The sequence below is a fragment of the Quisquiliibacterium sp. genome (genome assembly GCF_982640115.1).
Genome location: NZ_CEXFHW010000027.1, coordinates 14,643 through 29,998, shown reverse-complemented (window position 1 = coordinate 29,998; position 15,356 = coordinate 14,643). Strand labels below are relative to the sequence as shown.

17 protein-coding genes are annotated in these 15,356 nt (G+C 68.9%); 15 read left to right on the top strand and 2 right to left on the bottom strand.

Annotation, left to right across the window (positions count from 1 at the left end; all coding sequences use genetic code 11):
- Positions 1–89 precede the first annotated feature (89 nt).
- The gene (gene flgA / locus AC2H6A_RS05265; RefSeq protein ID WP_484272093.1) at positions 90–923 is read right to left on the bottom strand and encodes a flagellar basal body P-ring formation chaperone FlgA; all 834 of its coding nucleotides are present in this window, start codon (positions 921–923) and stop codon (positions 90–92) included.
- Between the two features lie 166 nt (positions 924–1,089).
- Between flgA and flgB the strand changes: the two genes are divergently transcribed.
- Genes flgB through rpiA form a run of 12 tightly spaced genes read left to right on the top strand, consistent with a single transcriptional unit; the run spans position 1,090 to position 12,139 of the window.
- Positions 1,090–1,497 carry a flagellar basal body rod protein FlgB gene (gene flgB, locus AC2H6A_RS05260; protein ID WP_484272092.1) on the top strand — a complete coding sequence of 136 codons (408 nt, stop codon included), beginning with the start codon at positions 1,090–1,092 and terminating at the stop codon, positions 1,495–1,497.
- A 29-nt stretch (positions 1,498–1,526) separates the two neighbouring features.
- Complete coding sequence (gene flgC, locus AC2H6A_RS05255; RefSeq protein ID WP_484272091.1) at positions 1,527–1,934, top strand: flagellar basal body rod protein FlgC; 408 nt, start codon at positions 1,527–1,529, stop codon at positions 1,932–1,934.
- 14 nt (positions 1,935–1,948) lie between these two features.
- Positions 1,949–2,671, top strand: coding sequence for a flagellar hook assembly protein FlgD (locus tag AC2H6A_RS05250; RefSeq protein WP_484272090.1), 723 nt, complete (start codon positions 1,949–1,951; stop codon positions 2,669–2,671).
- Between the two features lie 46 nt (positions 2,672–2,717).
- Complete coding sequence (gene flgE / locus AC2H6A_RS05245; protein ID WP_484272089.1) at positions 2,718–3,941, top strand: flagellar hook protein FlgE; 1,224 nt, start codon at positions 2,718–2,720, stop codon at positions 3,939–3,941.
- Between the two features lie 38 nt (positions 3,942–3,979).
- Positions 3,980–4,717, top strand: coding sequence for a flagellar basal-body rod protein FlgF (gene flgF, locus AC2H6A_RS05240; RefSeq protein ID WP_484272088.1), 738 nt, complete (start codon positions 3,980–3,982; stop codon positions 4,715–4,717).
- Positions 4,718–4,745: 28 nt separating this feature from the next.
- Positions 4,746–5,528 carry a flagellar basal-body rod protein FlgG gene (flgG, locus tag AC2H6A_RS05235; RefSeq protein WP_484272087.1) on the top strand — a complete coding sequence of 261 codons (783 nt, stop codon included), beginning with the start codon at positions 4,746–4,748 and terminating at the stop codon, positions 5,526–5,528.
- Positions 5,529–5,538: 10 nt separating this feature from the next.
- A complete protein-coding gene (locus AC2H6A_RS05230) occupies positions 5,539–6,261 on the top strand; it encodes a flagellar basal body L-ring protein FlgH (RefSeq protein WP_484272086.1) in 723 nt (240 codons plus the stop codon).
- Between the two features lie 8 nt (positions 6,262–6,269).
- On the top strand, positions 6,270–7,406 hold the full coding sequence (locus AC2H6A_RS05225) for a flagellar basal body P-ring protein FlgI (RefSeq protein WP_484272085.1): 1,137 nt from the start codon (positions 6,270–6,272) through the stop codon (positions 7,404–7,406).
- Between the two features lie 13 nt (positions 7,407–7,419).
- Positions 7,420–8,577 carry a flagellar assembly peptidoglycan hydrolase FlgJ gene (flgJ, locus tag AC2H6A_RS05220; protein WP_484272084.1) on the top strand — a complete coding sequence of 386 codons (1,158 nt, stop codon included), beginning with the start codon at positions 7,420–7,422 and terminating at the stop codon, positions 8,575–8,577.
- A 25-nt stretch (positions 8,578–8,602) separates the two neighbouring features.
- The gene (gene flgK, locus AC2H6A_RS05215; RefSeq protein ID WP_484272083.1) at positions 8,603–10,483 is read left to right on the top strand and encodes a flagellar hook-associated protein FlgK; all 1,881 of its coding nucleotides are present in this window, start codon (positions 8,603–8,605) and stop codon (positions 10,481–10,483) included.
- Positions 10,484–10,519: 36 nt separating this feature from the next.
- Positions 10,520–11,431 carry a flagellar hook-associated protein FlgL gene (gene flgL, locus AC2H6A_RS05210; protein ID WP_484272082.1) on the top strand — a complete coding sequence of 304 codons (912 nt, stop codon included), beginning with the start codon at positions 10,520–10,522 and terminating at the stop codon, positions 11,429–11,431.
- 39 nt (positions 11,432–11,470) lie between these two features.
- Positions 11,471–12,139 carry a ribose-5-phosphate isomerase RpiA gene (rpiA, locus tag AC2H6A_RS05205; RefSeq protein ID WP_484272081.1) on the top strand — a complete coding sequence of 223 codons (669 nt, stop codon included), beginning with the start codon at positions 11,471–11,473 and terminating at the stop codon, positions 12,137–12,139.
- A 10-nt stretch (positions 12,140–12,149) separates the two neighbouring features.
- Here the strand turns inward: rpiA and AC2H6A_RS05200 are convergent, their stop codons facing one another.
- The gene (locus tag AC2H6A_RS05200) at positions 12,150–12,419 is read right to left on the bottom strand and encodes an oxidative damage protection protein (protein WP_484272080.1); all 270 of its coding nucleotides are present in this window, start codon (positions 12,417–12,419) and stop codon (positions 12,150–12,152) included.
- A 249-nt stretch (positions 12,420–12,668) separates the two neighbouring features.
- Here AC2H6A_RS05200 and AC2H6A_RS05195 point away from each other — a divergent pair, with 249 nt between their 5' ends.
- From AC2H6A_RS05195 to AC2H6A_RS05185, 3 genes are read left to right on the top strand one after another with little or no spacing between them, the layout of a single operon-like run.
- The gene (locus tag AC2H6A_RS05195) at positions 12,669–14,252 is read left to right on the top strand and encodes a diguanylate cyclase domain-containing protein (protein WP_484272079.1); all 1,584 of its coding nucleotides are present in this window, start codon (positions 12,669–12,671) and stop codon (positions 14,250–14,252) included.
- Position 14,253: 1 nt separating this feature from the next.
- Positions 14,254–14,787 (top strand): pilin, encoded by a 534-nt coding sequence (locus AC2H6A_RS05190; protein WP_484272078.1) that lies wholly within the window; start codon positions 14,254–14,256, stop codon positions 14,785–14,787.
- The gene (locus AC2H6A_RS05185; RefSeq protein ID WP_484272077.1) at positions 14,787–15,347 is read left to right on the top strand and encodes a pilin; all 561 of its coding nucleotides are present in this window, start codon (positions 14,787–14,789) and stop codon (positions 15,345–15,347) included. The genes AC2H6A_RS05190 and AC2H6A_RS05185 overlap by 1 nt, the downstream gene beginning before the upstream one ends.
- The last annotated feature ends 9 nt before the right edge of the window (positions 15,348–15,356 follow it).

The window sequence follows — 15,356 nt, the reverse complement described above, 5'->3', positions numbered from 1 at the left end:
GAGATTGGGCGCTTGAGGGGTCCTGAGGGGATTATCGTCCGCCCTCGCGGAAACTTGAGCCCAAAGCGCGGGAGATTTTCGGTGTTGCGTCAGAGCCTCAGTTCCACGGTGCGATCCCGGAGGATTCCGACCACCACTCGCCCCGACTCGGTCCGGGCTCTCAGCGGCTGGCCCTCGGAGCCGGGCGTGAGCGCGACACCCTCGCTGGTCAGGGAGAAGCCCTGGCCGTTGATCACGATCTGAACCGGGTCGCCGGCGTTCACGCTGGGGGGCGTGCGCAAGGCGTCGATCCGCACAGGCTGCCCCGCGGCAAGGGTCCGCGTCAGTTGCTTGCCGATCAGCGTGGCGGCGTCGGCGACCAGCGGTGCGGGCTCGCGGGTGAGGTCGTACTCCTCCATGCGCACATCGGCCGGGCCGATCGGGGCGCCGGCGGGCATCGAGGCATGGGCGATCGCGACCGGGGCGAAGACGCTGACCGACACCGGCAGCCGGATCATCCAGCTGGCGCCCGACACGCAGCGCACGCCCACCTGGGTCCGGCCCCAGAGACGGCTGCCGGGGGGCACGAAGGGTTCAGCCCGGGCGCAGGGGGCGAGCTGGACCCGGGTGTCGAACTGCCCGACCTTGACCTCGATGCGAGTCCGGCTCACCCGGGCGGCATTCAGTTCGCGCTCGGCGAGGATGCGCACGGCTTCGTCGATGGGATCGGCGAGGGTCCCCGGCTGGGCCTGGTTCGGCGCGGCCGCGGGCTCTGTCTGAGGGGCCATCGCCGCCAGCGAGGGTTTCGGGGCGACCTGTGCGCCGGCATGACCCGCGCCGAGGAGCGCAGCGCACAGACCGAACAGCCAGACCGCCAGCGCAGCGGCGCGAGCGCGACCGTAAGCCTGATGGGGCGGGGGTGGCGATGAGGTGGCATGGCGCATGAGCGCTCCGGATGGACGGCGATGCCCGCCACTGTGACCCGGGGGCGCCACACGGTGGCCCCGAAAAAGGGGGCTGCGGGCCGGCTTATCGGTGCTTAAGTTTTCGGGGCCTGGCCGAAGATCGGCGGGTCCCGGAGTTCGTGGACAGGCCAGCGGAGAAGGCACCATGCTCGATCGATTCGTCAGTTCCATCCAGTTCCAGGGGCAGGCCCTGACGCTGCGCGCCGAGCGCCAGAAGGTGCTGGCGGGCAACATCGCCAACGCCGAGACCCCGGGCTACAAGGCGCGTGACTTCGATTTCGCCCAGGCCCTGTCGGCTGCCACCGCGGGGCCTGCCCGGCGCCCTGGCGTCGGACTCGATGCGAGCGGGCGGCAGGCCGCCGGCGGCGCCGCCGAGGCGCGAGACCTCGCCCTTCAGTACCGCCTGCCTGAACAGGCCTCGATGGATGGCAACACGGTGGAACTCGATCGTGAGCGCGCCAACTTCGCCGACAACTCGGTTCGCTACGAGGCCACGCTGCGCTTCATCAACGGCGGGGTGCGCACGATGCTCTCGGCCATCCGCGGCGAATGAGCCCGGCCTGATCCGCGCAGGAGTCCGTCATGTCGCTCTCGAAGATCTTCAACATCAGCTCGACCGCGATCGCGGCCCAGAGCCAGCGCCTGAATGTGGTGGCGTCCAACCTGGCCAACGCCGACAGCGTGGCCGGCCCCGACGGCCAGGCCTACAAGGCGCGCCAGGTGATGTTCGAGGCCCGCCAGCCCGAGCGTGCCGGCGGCGTGGGTGGCGTGCGGGTGAGCGGGATCGTCGAGGACAACTCGCCCGGCAAGCGCTCCTACGATCCGACCCATCCCCTGGCCGACCCTCAGGGTTATGTCACCGCGAGCAATGTCAATGCGGTGGAGGAGATGGTCAACATGATCGCCGCCTCGCGTTCGTACCAGAACAACGTCGAGGTCCTGAATACCACCCAGCAGCTGCTGATCAAGACCCTGCAGCTCGGCCAGTGACACCGGAAGCCACCATGACTGCACTTTCCGCCACCAGCAGCACCCTCGGCACCGACCAGAGCGCCGCCAACCGTGCCCGCCTGCTTGCCGCCGTCAACGGCGGTTCGGCCGACCCGGCCTCCGGTACCGCCGATGCCAGCGCTGCCGGCACCGAGGACCGATTCCTGAAGCTGCTGGTCGCCCAGATGCGCAATCAGGATCCGCTCAACCCGATGGACAACGCGCAGGTGACTTCGCAGCTCGCGCAGATCAACACGGTTCGCGGCATCGAATCCCTGAATGCCTCGATGAACAAGCTGGTCGAGCGCGGCGCCAGCGCCTCGGCGACCGACTCGGTGGGCATGCTCGGCCGCCAGGTGCTGGCCGCGGGCGAGGAGTTCAGTCGTGATGCCGGCGCCGTCGGTTCCCGGCTGGGCTTCGAGCTGGCCGGCGCAGCGCGTGGCGCGGTGGCCGAGGTGCTCGACAGCGCCGGCAAGGTGGTCTACAGCCGCAGCTTCCAGTCGCCGGCCGCCGGTGTGACCACCTTCGACTGGAACGGCAGCGTCGATGGCGGCGGCACCGCCCCGGCCGGCCAGTACCGACTTCGGGTGAGCGCCACCGATGGCAGCAATCCGGTTGCGGCCACCGCGCTCAGCAACACCCGCGTGATCGGCGTGTCGCAGGATGGCGCCGCGGTGCGGCTCGATCTCGCCGGCCGTGCGGGTGTGTCGCCCGGTGCGATCAAGGCGATCTTCTGATTCCGGTTCTTCTTTCAACTCCCCACGAAACACCAGGAGCAAGGGCATGAGCTTCCAGCAGGGTCTGAGCGGTCTGAACGCCGCCGCGCGCAACCTCGATGTCATCGGCAACAACGTAGCCAACACCGGCACGGTGGGCGCCAAGGTCGCCCGGGCCGAGTTCAGCGACGCCTTTGCCAACTCGCTCGGCGGCAGCGGCAGCAACCAGATCGGCATCGGTGTGACGGTGTCGAGCGTGGCGCAGCAGTTCACCCAGGGCGACATCGCCACCACCAACAACCCGCTGGATGTCGCGATCGACGGGGCGGGCTTCTTCCAGCTCTCCACCAACGGGTCGCTCAGCTACACCCGCAACGGCCAGTTCAAGGTCGATGCCGACGGCTACATCGTGAGCACGCAGGGCGGCCGGGTGCAGGGCAATGTGGTCGATCCGACCACCGGGGTGATGGGGCAGATCAACACCGATGTCCGGCTGTCGATGGGCAACCTGCAGCCCAAGCCGACTTCGGAGCTGAACATCGGCATGAACCTCGATGCCCGCACCACCCCCACCCCCGCGGCCACGGCCTTCGACCCGACCGATGCCAGCAGCTACACGAACATGGCCTCGATGAAGGTCTATGCCCCGCAAGGCCAGACCCATACCCTGGCCACCTACTACCGCAAGACCGCCGACAACAGCTGGGATGTCTACGCCTCGCTGGATGGCACGCCCTTTGCCACCAATCCGGTCACCACGCTCACCTTCGGCACCGATGGCCGGCCCTCGCCGGTGCCCGCGAAGCTGAACCTCACCGTGCCGTTCCCGGCCAACGAGGGCGGCAACCAGGTCGTGGAAACCGACCTGACCGCGATCACGCAGTTCGGCTCGCCCTATGTGGTCACCGCGCTCGATCAGGATGGCTACTCGGTGGGCGAGCTGTCCGGTTTCCGGATCGCGCCCGACGGGGACCTGCTCGCCCGCTACAGCAACGGTCGCTCGGAGATCCAGGCGCGGCTGGTGCTGACCAATTTCCGCAATCCGCAAGGCCTGCAGCCGGTGGGTGGCAACCAGTGGGTCGAGACCGCAGTGTCGGGCCCGCCGAACCAGCCCCAGGCGCCGGGCACCGGCAGCCTCGGGATGCTGCAGTCGGGTGCGCTCGAGCAGTCGAATGTGGAGCTGACCGGCGAGCTGGTGAACATGATCACCGCCCAGCGGGTCTATCAGGCCAACGCCCAGACCATCCGGGCGCAGGATCAGCTGCTGCAGACCATCGTCAACCTGCGCTGATCGATCCGGCGACGCAGGCATAGACCAGGGAGGCGACGATGGACCGCATGATCTACACGGCGATGTCGGGGGCCAAGGCGCTGGCGCAGCGCCAGGAGGCGGTCACCAACAACCTCGCCAACGCGGCCACCACCGGCTTTCGCGCCGACCTGATGAGCTTTCGCGCGGTGCCGGTGCAGGGTGCCGGCACGGCCAGTACCCGGGTGTTCAACCTGGAGGCCAGTTCAGGCTTCAGCCGCGACCAGGGGCCGGTGAACACCACCGCCCGACCGCTCGACGCGGCGATCCGCGGCAGCGGCTGGTTCGTGATCCAGACCCCCGATGGCGGCGAGGCGCTCACCCGCAACGGCGCCTTCCAGATGGGCGCAGACGGCTCGCTGCAGACCTCGGGTGGCCTGCCGGTGCTCGGCGATGGCGGCCCGATCACCCTGCCTGCCAACGCCGAGGTGGTGATCGGTGCCGACGGCACCATCACCGCCCGCCAGGGCAACCAGCCGCCCCTGCAGGTGGGCAAGCTCAAGCTGGTCAATCCGCCGGCCGAGACGCTGGCCAAGGGTGCTGACGGACTGATCCGCGTGGCCAATGGCGACCCGGCTGCCGATGACGCCACCGTGCGGGTGGTCGGCGGTGCGCTCGAGGGCAGCAACGTCAATGTCGTGGAATCGATGGTCGGAATGATCGCGCTGGCTCGGCAGTTCGAGATCCAGATGAAGCTGCTCTCGAATGTCGAGCAGAACGAACAGCGGGCGGCGCAGCTGCTCTCGCTCAAGGGTTGATCGGCGCTCGCGCCGCAGGGAGATTCGCATGATCAGGTCACTCTTCATCGCCAAGACCGGGATGGACGCGCAGCAGATGCAGCTCGACACCATCACCCACAACCTCGCGAATGTGGGCACGGTGGGGTACAAGCGCTCGCACGCCGTCTTCGAGGACCTGCTCTACCAGAACATGCGTCAGGCCGGCGCCCAGAGCACCCAGCAGACCCAGCTGCCCACCGGCCTGCAGCTCGGCGTGGGCGTGCGCACCTCGGCCACCGCGCGGGTCTTCACCCAGGGCGCGCTGCAGCAGACCGAGAACAAGCTCGATGTGGCCATCAACGGCAACGGCTTCTTCCCGATCCAGATGCCAGACGGCACGGTGGGCTACACCCGTGACGGGCAGTTCCGCGTCGATGCGCAGGGCCAGATCGTCACTTCCAACGGCAACCCGATCGCCCCCCCGATCACCATCCCGGCCACGGCCCAGTCGGTGACCATCGGCGCCGACGGCACGGTGACCTACACCGTGGCAGGCCAGACCGCCGCCACCACGGCCGGCCAGATCCAGCTCGCGAGCTTCGTGAACCCGGCCGGCCTGGACCCGCGCGGCCAGAACCTGTTCTTCGAGACCACCGCCTCGGGCACCGCGACGCTGGGCGCCGCCGGCACCAACGGCACCGGCTCGCTCAAGCAGGGCTTTGTCGAGACCTCGAACGTGAATGTGGTGGAGGAGCTGGTGGCCATGATCCAGACCCAGCGCGCCTACGAGATCAACTCCAAGGCGATCCAGACCTCCGACCAGATGCTCGCCAAGCTCTCGCAACTCTGAGGCCCGCGCCATGAACCTGCTGCTCTCTCTCCCGCGCGCCGTCCGTGTCCTCGCCCTGGCGATGACCGCGATGGCAGCTGGCGCCTGCACGCCGCTCAACGACGCCATGGTCCGTCCCACGGTGGACGTGCGCGAGCCCACCACGGTGCGCCCGCCGGTCATGCTGGCGTATGCCGCGCCCAGCAGCACCGCCGAGCCGGGCGCCATCTTCGTGGCCGGGTCGCACCGCGGGCTCTTCGAAGACCGCCGGGCCCGTCTGGTGGGCGATGTGCTGACCATCCAGATCCAGGAGAAGTACTCCGCCAAGCAGAGCTCGAACAGCACGGTCGATCGCACCGGCTCGGTGGATGCGAGCGTGGGTCTGCTGCCCTTCATGACCCCGAACTCCACCACCCGCTTCAAGGCGCAGGGCAGCTCCAGCAACAGCTTCGAGGGCAAGGGCGCCACCGGCACCGACAACGAATTCACCGGCACGATCACGGTCACCGTGGTCGAGGTGCTGGCCAACGGCAATCTTGCGGTGGTCGGCGAGAAGCAGGTCGGGATCAACCAGAATGTCGAGCGGCTGCGATTCTCGGGCGTGGTCAACCCTGCGACCATCCTGCCCGGCAATCTGGTCACCTCGACGCAGGTGGCCGATGCCCGACTCGAAGTGCGCAGCCGGGGCGACATCGATCGCGCCCAGACCACGGGCTGGCTCTCGCGCTTCTTCCTCAGCTTCCTGCCGATCTGAGGCCTGACATGCGCCATCTCACCAAGACGCGTCTGCGCGCCTGCGCCCTGCTCGCCGCGGGCCTGCTCGGCCTGGTGATCGCCGCCCAGCCGGCACGCGCCGAGCGCATCAAGGACCTGGCCACGATGCAGGGCGTGCGCACCAACCAGCTGCTCGGCTATGGCCTGGTGGTGGGTCTGGACGGCAGCGGCGACCAGACCACGCAGGCGCCCTTCACCGCGCAGAGCGTCAATTCCATGCTCTCGCAGCTCGGCATCCAGCTGCCGCCGGGCGTCACGCCGCAGCTGCGCAACTCCGCCGCGGTGATGGTCACCGCCCAGCTGCCGGCCTTCGCCCGCCCTGGCCAGAACATCGACGTCACGGTCTCGTCGCTGGGCAATGCCCGCAGCCTGCGTGGCGGCACCCTGCTGCTCACGCCGCTGCGTGGCGCCGACAACCAGGTCTACGCGATCGCCCAGGGCAATGTGCTGGTGGGTGGCGCCGGCGCATCCGCCGGCGGCAGCCGCGTGCAGATCAACCACCTGAGCGCAGGCCGGGTGCCGGCCGGCGCAACCGTGGAGCGGGCGGTGGCCACACCCGCGCTCGCTGGCGAGACCATCCGCCTGGAACTGCTCCAGACCGACTTCACGCTGGCCGGCAAGGTGGCCGATGCGATCAACCAGACCCTGGGCTCGGGCGCGGCGCTTGCCCAGGCGATCGATGCCCGGGTGATCCAGGTGCGCATGCCGGCCGAGGCCGAGCGCCGCGTGCCCTTCCTCGCCCAGCTCGAGAATGTCGAGGTGGCGCAGGCACTGCCCTCGCCGAAGGTGGTGGTCAACGCCCGCACCGGCTCGGTGGTGATGAACCAGACGGTCACGCTGGCCCCCAGCGCGGTAGCGCACGGCAACCTCAGCGTCACCATCTCGTCCACGCCGGTGATTTCCCAGCCCGGTGCCTTTTCGCAGGGGCAGACCGTGGTCGCCGAGAAGGCCGACATCCAGATCCGGCAGGACGGCGGCAACGTGATGCAGATCGATGCCGCCGCCAGGCTCACCGACGTGGTCAAGGCCCTCAACACGCTCGGGGCGACCGCCGGTGACCTGATCGCCATCCTGCAGGCGCTGAAGGCCGCGGGCAGCCTCAAGGCCGAGCTCGAGATCATCTGAGGAAGGGCGCGACATGGAACCTTCGTCCCCGCTGCTCGCCACCGACTCCCGGTCGCTGGACGCTCTGCGCCGTCAGGCCTCGGGCGACCCGCGCGCGGCCACGCGTGCGGCTGCGGGGCAGGTCGAGTCGCTGTTCATGCGCCAGATGCTCAAGGCGATGCGCGATGCCACGCCCAAGAGCGGCATGTGGGACAGCAACGCCCAGGGCACCTACTCGGACATGTTCGACCAGCAGCTCGCGCAGTCGCTGTCGGGCCGGCCGGGTGGCCTGGCCGATGTGATCGCGCGTCAGCTCACCCGCCAGATGGGTGAGGCCGCGGGCACGGCCACGGGCGCCCGATCGACCGATCCGGCAGCGCAGGCTGCCGGTGCTGCGAACGCGGCCGCGCCCACCGGGGTCGAACCCGCGACCGCCTCGGCGCGCGGCACGCTGCCGGTCACCCCGGCCGGTGCGCGGCCGGCGGCAGGGCTGCCGGCGCAGACAGTCATCCGCCAGGCGCTTGCGGCGTTTGCCGCAACCGGGGGCGAATCCCCCGCAGGCCCGGCCATCCCCACCAGCGTCCTGGCCCAGACCCGCTCGGTGACGCCGGCTGCCGCGCCCGGCGCCGCGGCCGCGGCCGCTGCCGCCGCCGCGCGCTGGACCGATCAGGCGGCTGCGCCACGCTCGCCGGCGCAGCCTGATCTGTCGCAACTCAGCGGACCGCAGGCCGATTTCGTGCGCAAGGTCTGGCCCCATGCGCTGCTGGCCGAGCAGAAGACCGGCGTGCCCGCGGCGTTCATCGTCGGTCAGGCGGCACTGGAGTCCGGCTGGGGCCGCCACGAAATCCGCAACACCGATGGCAGCCCGAGCTTCAACCTCTTCGGGGTCAAGGCCACGGGCGGCTGGCAGGGCGGATCGGCTGCCGCCAGCACCACCGAGTATGTCGGTGGCCAGCCCACGCGACGGGTCGAGCGCTTCCGCGCCTATGGCTCCTATGGCGAAGCCTTCCAGGACTGGGCCTCGATGATGGCCAGCAGCCCGCGCTACAGCCGGGTGATCCAGTCGGGTGGCAGCGTGCAGGCCTTCGCGGCCAACATGCAGCGCGCCGGCTACGCCACCGATCCGGCCTACGGGGCCAAGCTCGAGAAGACGATCCAGAAGACGCTGACCCTGCAGCGCCTGGTGACCTGACCGACGCGCGCACCAGGAAACCACCATGTCCGGACTCTTTGGCGTAGGCACCTCGGCGATGATGGCGGCGTATGCGCAGATGCGCACCGCCAGCCACAACATCTCCAATGTGAACACCCCGGGCTACAGCCGTCAGGAGGCTGTGCTCGCCACGATGCCGGGCACCTTCACCGGCGGCGGCTTCATCGGCCGCGGTGCCTCGGTGGAGACGGTCACCCGCCGTTACGACCAGTATGTTGCGGGTGAGGTGGCTTCGGCGACCGCTGCCGCTGGCGCCGATTCGGTGCGTCAGACCCATCTCGAGCGGCTGGACAAGATCTTCACCGACACCGACAACGGCATCGGTGCCGGCATCGACGATCTGCGTTCGGCGTTGGCCGATGCGGTGAACCGGCCTGGCGATACGCCATCACGAACCGTCGTGCTGAGCCGGGCACGGACCCTGGCTGAGCGCTTCGACAGCGCGCGCTCGCAGATCGAGGAGTTGCGTGGACAGGCCGACCTGCGGGTTCGCCAGGGCGTGAGCAAGGTCAACGACGCGCTGCGCCAGCTCGCCGACCTCAACAACCAGATCGCACGCAACGCTGCCAGCGGCCAGCCGCCCAACGACATGCTCGATGCCCGCGATCGGCTGATCGAGACGGTGAACAAGCAGATGAAGGCCAGCGCTTTCATCAACGGTGACGGCACCGTCAATCTGTACGGGGCCTCGGGTCAGAGTCTGGTGGTCGGAGGCGCAGCGGCGAGCTTCACCGCGCGAGCCGATTCCCTCGATCCGCGCAAACTGGTGGTCACACTCGACACCTCCAGCAACCCGATCCCGGTGGACGGCGAAACCATGGGCGGGGGCGAGATCGCCGGCGCGCTGCGTTTTCGCGACGAAGACCTGGCGGCGGTTTCCGGCAGGCTCGGGCAACTGGCTGCGGCCATTGCCTCGGCCTACAACGCGCAGCAGTCCCTGGGACGCGATGCCAATGGCCTCGTGGGCTCGCCGATGTTCGCCTTCGGCAGCCCGGTGGTCGTGGTCGCCGAGGGCAACACCGGCAGCGCGGCTTTTTCGGCTTCGGTGAGTGATGCCACCGTGATCGCGGCCAGCGACTATGAATTGCGTTTCAACGGCAGCGCCTGGACCAGCACCCGTCTGTCGGATGGCAGCAGCCAGACGCTGGCGGGCTTTCCGGCCACACTCGACGGTCTGAGCATCAGCCTGGACAGCGGCACGGCCGCGGCCGGCGACCGCTTTCTGCTGCGCGCGGGCTCGGAGTACACCACGGGCTTCTCGATGGTGCTCGCATCTCCGGGCAGCCTTGCCACCGGCCTGGCCGCCACGCCGCTGCGCAGCCAGACCAACACCGGCGATACCCGCGTGTCGGCCTTCGGCGTCGATGCCAATGACCCGAATCTCACCTCGCCGGTCACCATTCAGTTCACCAGCGCGACCACCTTCAATGTCACCGGCACCGGCACCGGCAATCCCACGGGCGTGGCGTACACGCCGGGCATGACGCTGCAGTACAACGGCTGGCGCATGACCCTGCAGGGCACCCCGGCGAGCGGTGACAGCTTCAGCGTGACGGCCACCGCCAACCCGGCGATCGACAACCGCAATGCCCGCGAGATGGTCGCGCTTGGTGACCGCTTCGTCGTGGGAGGCCAGCGTCCCGGCGACGCCTTCGCCGACCTGATCGCCGACATCGGTGCCCGGTCGCAGTCCAACCGGGCTGCCGAGATCCTGTCGGTGCGCAGCCTTGCGGATGCCGAGTCGGCGCGTGCCGAGGTCTCGGGTGTCAACCTCGACGAGGAAGCCGCCCGGCTGCTGCAGTTCCAGCAGGCCTATCAGGCTGCTGCCAAGATCATCTCGGCGGCGCAGAACGTGTTCGACACCCTGCTGCAGGCGGCTCGCTGAGTGGCCTGCCTGAGCGACTGATCCCGGAGCGCCATCGTGCGAATCGCCACCGCCCATGCCTACCAGAACGCCATCGACTCGATGACCGAGCGACAGGCCAAGCTCGTGCGCAACCAGGAGGAGCTCTCCACCGGCAAGAAGCTGCTGGCGGCGGGTGACGACCCGGTGGCCGCCGCGGCCGCGGAGCGCACGCGTTCGGCGCAGCGTCGAATCGAGCTGCAGCAGCGCATGAATGACTTCGCCACCGCCCAGTTGCAGATTGCCGACGGCGCCCTGAGCAGCGTCGGCGATGTGCTCCAGCTGGTTCGCGAGGGGGTTGTCCAGGCGGGCAACGGCGGCTATTCCGCATCCGACCGGCATCAGATCGCCACGCAATTGCGCGGCTATCGTGAGGAACTCCTCGCGCTGGCCAATCGGCCCGACGGTGCGGGGGGCTTTCTCTTCGGCGGCCAGGGAAGCCAGACGGCACCGTTCGCGGACGGGGCTTCGGTCACCTATCTGGCCCAGCCCGGGGAGCAGGAGGTGGGGCTCGACGCGACTTCCCCCACGGTGCTCGATGGCCGGCAGACCTTCATGGATCTGCCCAACGGCGCCGGCACCCAGAGCATCTTCGATCTGATCGACCGGACCATCGCGGTGCTCGATGACCCTGCCAGCACCGGCGTGGCCGTGAGCGCCACCGTGCGTGATGCCATCAGCGGTCTCGACGTCGCGATGGATCGGGTATCCACCAAGCGCACCGAGGTCGGCGAGGGGCTTCGCGCCCTCGAGGCACGCGACAAGCTGTCGGCGGATGGCTCGCTGCAACTCTCGTCACAGCTCTCCAAGCTGGTCGATGTCGATTACGCCAAGGCGATCTCCGAGTTCCAGAACAACCAGACCGCGTTGTCGGCAGCCATGCGCACCTACGCGCAGATCTCGAAGATGTCGTTGTTCGACTATCTCTGAGCCTGCGGCCGCGCGGCCTTGCCGCGATAGAATCGGGCGATGAATCAGGATGAACTCAAGCGGGCCGTGGCCCGGGCTGCGCTCGACGAGCTGGTGCCGGGCTGCGTGGTCGGCGTGGGCACCGGCTCCACCGTCGACTGCTTCATCGACGCGCTGGCCGAGCAGGTCGGGCGCCATGCCGGCGCCATCTCCAGCTCCGAGCGCAGCACCACCCGGCTGCGGCGGCTCGGCATCCCGGTGCTCGAGATCGATGAAGCCCTCGCGCGCGGGCTGCCCCTGCCGGTCTATGTCGATGGCGCTGACGAGATCGATGACGCCCGCCGCATGATCAAGGGCGGAGGCGGCGCGCTCACCCGCGAGAAGATCGTGGCTTCGGCCTTCGAGCGGTTCGTGTGCATCGTCGATGCCTCCAAGCGTGTGGCGCGCCTGGGTCGGTTTCCGCTGCCGGTCGAGGTCATCCCGATGGCGGGTGCCCTCGTGGCCTCCCGTCTGCGCGCGCTCGGAGGCCAGCCGGTGCTGCGCGCCGGCTTCGTCACCGACAACGGCAATCACATCCTGGATGTGTCCGGCCTGCGGATCGATGACCCTGAAGGGCTCGAGGCCCGCATCGGGCTCTGGCCCGGGGTGGTCAGCGTAGGCCTGTTCGCGATCACGCCGGCCACCGTGGTGCTGGTGGCCGGACAGGACGGCGTGCAGCGCTACGCCTGACCCATGCGGCTCAGGCCGGGGGCACGAACCCGGCCGGTCGGTCGGCCCCGTCGCCGAAGAAGTACTTTTCCATCTGCGCAGCCAGGTACTTGCGGGCACGCACATCGGCGAGGTTGAGCCGGTTCTCGTTCACCAGCATGGTCTGGTGCTTCAGCCAGGCCTGCCACGCCTCCTTCGAGACGCTTTCCCAGAGGCGCTTGCCGAGCTCGCCGGGGTAGGGCGGGTAGTCGAGGCCTTCGGCTTCCTTCTGCAGCTTCACGCAGGTGACGGTTCGGGTCATCGGGCTTCCTGAGCGGATCGGAGGGGCGCATTGTCGCCGGTTTGCGCTCGAACCGAAAACCGTCACCCCGCGCACGAGCGGGTTGCCGTTGGTCAGCCGCTGCCTGCCGCCGGTTTTCGGGCGGTCGGGGCTGACAGGGCGGGCCCGGACAATGCAGGGTCTTATCCGACTCCGCCCGTGGACCTGCGCCCCGACCTCCCGCTTGCCGCGCCCTTGCCATCGACCCCGTCGGTCGGTGGCATTCGGGCCGTGTGGCAACGGGGCGTTGGTCGCCTTGGGCATTGGCTGTCCGGGCAGGGCGATCTCAAGGCCTGGCTGCCCGCGCTGCTGGCGGTCGGGCTCTCGATCTTCGTCGGGGTGTCGGTCTGGCAGGCGCGCCAGGCCCAGCAGGCGCATGACCTGGCCGCCGATTTCTCGGTCGAGTCTCGCGAGCTTGCGATGCGGCTGCAGGAACGGATGACCGCTTACCGGCAGATCCTGCGCGGCACCCGATCATTGTGGACGGTGCAAGGCGTGCTCAGCCGCGAAGAGTGGTGGCGTCATGTGGCCCATCTGATGCTGCAGACGGATTTCCCCGGCGTGCGCGGGCTCGGGGTCATGCCGTTCGTGGTCCGCGAGCATCAGGAGCGCCATGTCGGGCGCATGCAGCGCAACGGCTATCCCGATTATCAGTTGCAGGCCGTGTCGGCCGAGGGGCCGCTCGCGCCGGTAGCGCGGCTCGCGCCCGAGACCCCGGCCAATCTCGCGCTGATCGGCACCGACCTGGCCGCCCTGCCGGTCTTGCGGGAGGCGATGCGCATCAGCGCCGAACGGGGGTCCACCCGGCTCAGTGCGCCGGTCATGTTGCGCCATGGTGCGGCCGATCGCTCGCATGTGCTGATGCTGCAGGCGGTGTTCGACCCGGGCAGCGGACCGGACCGTGGTGCCCCCTTCGGCTGGGTGTTCGCGCTGTTCGACACCGCTGACCTCATCTCGGCCACCCTGGGCACCTTGCCGCCGAACCTGCGCTTGCGGGTGCAGACCGGCGAAGGCGGCGCGGCTCAGACCACGATCTTCGACAGCCACCCCGGCGGGCTGGCACTGCGCGGGGATCGCGCGCCGCTGAAGACGACGGCGCCGTTGTCGATCGATGGCCAGGAATGGCTCCTGGTCTTCGAGGGTTTTCCCCGGGCCTACACGCACCTCTCCCCGTTGTCGGGTGAGCTGGTTGCCATCCTGCTGGTCTGCGGGTTGTTCGGCTTGAGCGTCGTGCTGGCCACCCTGTCCCGCCTGGGCGCATTGCGGCTGCGCCGTCTCAGTGCCGAGCTCGAGGCGAGCAATCAGCGCTATCTGTTCCTGGCCACGCACGATGCCCTGACCCGCGTGGCCAACCGGGCGCTGTTCCATGAGCGGCTCGCCGCGGCGCTCAGCCGTTCGGCGCGTCATGAGCGCTGTTTCGGCCTGATCTACATCGACCTGGACCACTTCAAGCAGGCCAACGACCGCTTCGGCCACGAGGTAGGCGACCTGCTGCTGGTGGAGGCGACACAGCGGATGCAGGCCCTGCTGCGGGACACCGATCTGCTCGCCCGACGGGGCGGTGACGAGTTCGTGGTGCTGCTCGACGAGCTGGCCGGGCCCGATGACGCCGGCATCGTGGCCTCGCGCATCTGCAGCGAACTCGCCCGGCCGTTCCTGCTGCAGGGCCATGAGGTGAGGATCTCGGGCAGCCTGGGCGTGGCGGTGTTTCCGCAGGACGGCGGTGATGCCGATGCGCTGGTCGCGGTCGCCGACAGCCGGATGTATGTCGTCAAGAGAGGAGGGCGCAATGCCTGGCTCGCATCGGATGCCTGAGGTGCCCTCAATCTCGCGACGCCAGCGCGGGCTCTCGGTGGTGTCGGTGCTGGCCGGCCTCGCGGTGGCCGGCATCCTCGCCGCCATCACCGTGCCCACCTATGCCAATTACACCCGTCGCGTCTACCTCAGCGACGGTCTGGAACTGGCCATGCCGGCCAAGGTGGCGGCCACCGAATACTACGAGCTCAACAAGGGCAAGCCGAACCCGCCGCCGCAGATCATCGACCTCGGACAGGAGCAGATCATCCAGTACAACCTTCCCGAAGAAGTGGGGACATGGACCGGCAAGGGGGTGCAGTCGGTGCGTGTGGCTGGGGCCATGGTGGTGGTGGTCTATTCCACCCGGGTCGATCCGCAGGGCCAGACCAACTACTATCTGGTGCTCAAGCCCGGCACCAGCGGCAACAAGACGGTGTGGTCCTGCCTGAGCGGGAATGCCGCCGACGCGGCGCTGATCGAGGCCAACTACCAGATGCCCTACGGGATAGGCATGCCCGCCTCGCTGGCTGGCTCGGTATGCCGGAACGGCTGATGCGCGCTGCCCCCACGATGATCGCTCCCCGCCGCCAGCATGGTTTGTCGCTGGTGTCCGTCATGGCAGGGTTGGCCGTGGTGGGCATCCTGGCCGCCATCACCATGCCCACCTATGCGTCCTACACGCGCCGCGTGTACATCAGCCAGGGGCTGGAGCTGGCGATGCCTGCCAAGGCGGCAGCCACCGAGTATTACGAGCTCAGCAAGGCCAAGCCCAGGGCGTCCAGGCCTCCCAATCTCATGAACGGCCCGGATATGCAGATGTCGATGGATGTTCCGCCGCCGAACGCGCCCGAGCTGGTGACGGCCTGGCCCAGCAAGCAGGTGGAGGCGGTTTACCGGGCTGACACCATGGTGGTGGTGAAGTACGCCACGACGGTCGATCCGGCGGGCATCAACAGCTATTACCTGCTGCTCAGGCCCCTGGGCGGGGCGGGCGCCTCGGCCTGGTCCTGCCTGAGCGATGCCGCTGCCAGAAGCGTTCTTGTAGCTGCGAACTTCATGATTCCCGGTGCCGAGCCGATGCCAGCCGCGCTGGCCGGCACCGTCTGCCGCTAGGCGCGGGCC

Coding starts and splice junctions, on each gene's coding strand:
- flgA (WP_484272093.1), bottom strand. CDS start 923: ATGCGCCATGCCACCTCATCGCCACCCCCGCCCCATCAGGCTTACGGT.
- flgC (WP_484272091.1), top strand. CDS start 1,527: ATGTCGCTCTCGAAGATCTTCAACATCAGCTCGACCGCGATCGCGGCC.
- flgJ (WP_484272084.1), top strand. CDS start 7,420: ATGGAACCTTCGTCCCCGCTGCTCGCCACCGACTCCCGGTCGCTGGAC.
- AC2H6A_RS05185 (WP_484272077.1), top strand. CDS start 14,787: ATGCGCGCTGCCCCCACGATGATCGCTCCCCGCCGCCAGCATGGTTTG.
- flgG (WP_484272087.1), top strand. CDS start 4,746: ATGATCAGGTCACTCTTCATCGCCAAGACCGGGATGGACGCGCAGCAG.
- flgE (WP_484272089.1), top strand. CDS start 2,718: ATGAGCTTCCAGCAGGGTCTGAGCGGTCTGAACGCCGCCGCGCGCAAC.
- AC2H6A_RS05250 (WP_484272090.1), top strand. CDS start 1,949: ATGACTGCACTTTCCGCCACCAGCAGCACCCTCGGCACCGACCAGAGC.
- flgF (WP_484272088.1), top strand. CDS start 3,980: ATGGACCGCATGATCTACACGGCGATGTCGGGGGCCAAGGCGCTGGCG.
- flgB (WP_484272092.1), top strand. CDS start 1,090: ATGCTCGATCGATTCGTCAGTTCCATCCAGTTCCAGGGGCAGGCCCTG.
- AC2H6A_RS05230 (WP_484272086.1), top strand. CDS start 5,539: ATGAACCTGCTGCTCTCTCTCCCGCGCGCCGTCCGTGTCCTCGCCCTG.
- AC2H6A_RS05200 (WP_484272080.1), bottom strand. CDS start 12,419: ATGACCCGAACCGTCACCTGCGTGAAGCTGCAGAAGGAAGCCGAAGGC.
- flgK (WP_484272083.1), top strand. CDS start 8,603: ATGTCCGGACTCTTTGGCGTAGGCACCTCGGCGATGATGGCGGCGTAT.
- AC2H6A_RS05225 (WP_484272085.1), top strand. CDS start 6,270: ATGCGCCATCTCACCAAGACGCGTCTGCGCGCCTGCGCCCTGCTCGCC.
- rpiA (WP_484272081.1), top strand. CDS start 11,471: ATGAATCAGGATGAACTCAAGCGGGCCGTGGCCCGGGCTGCGCTCGAC.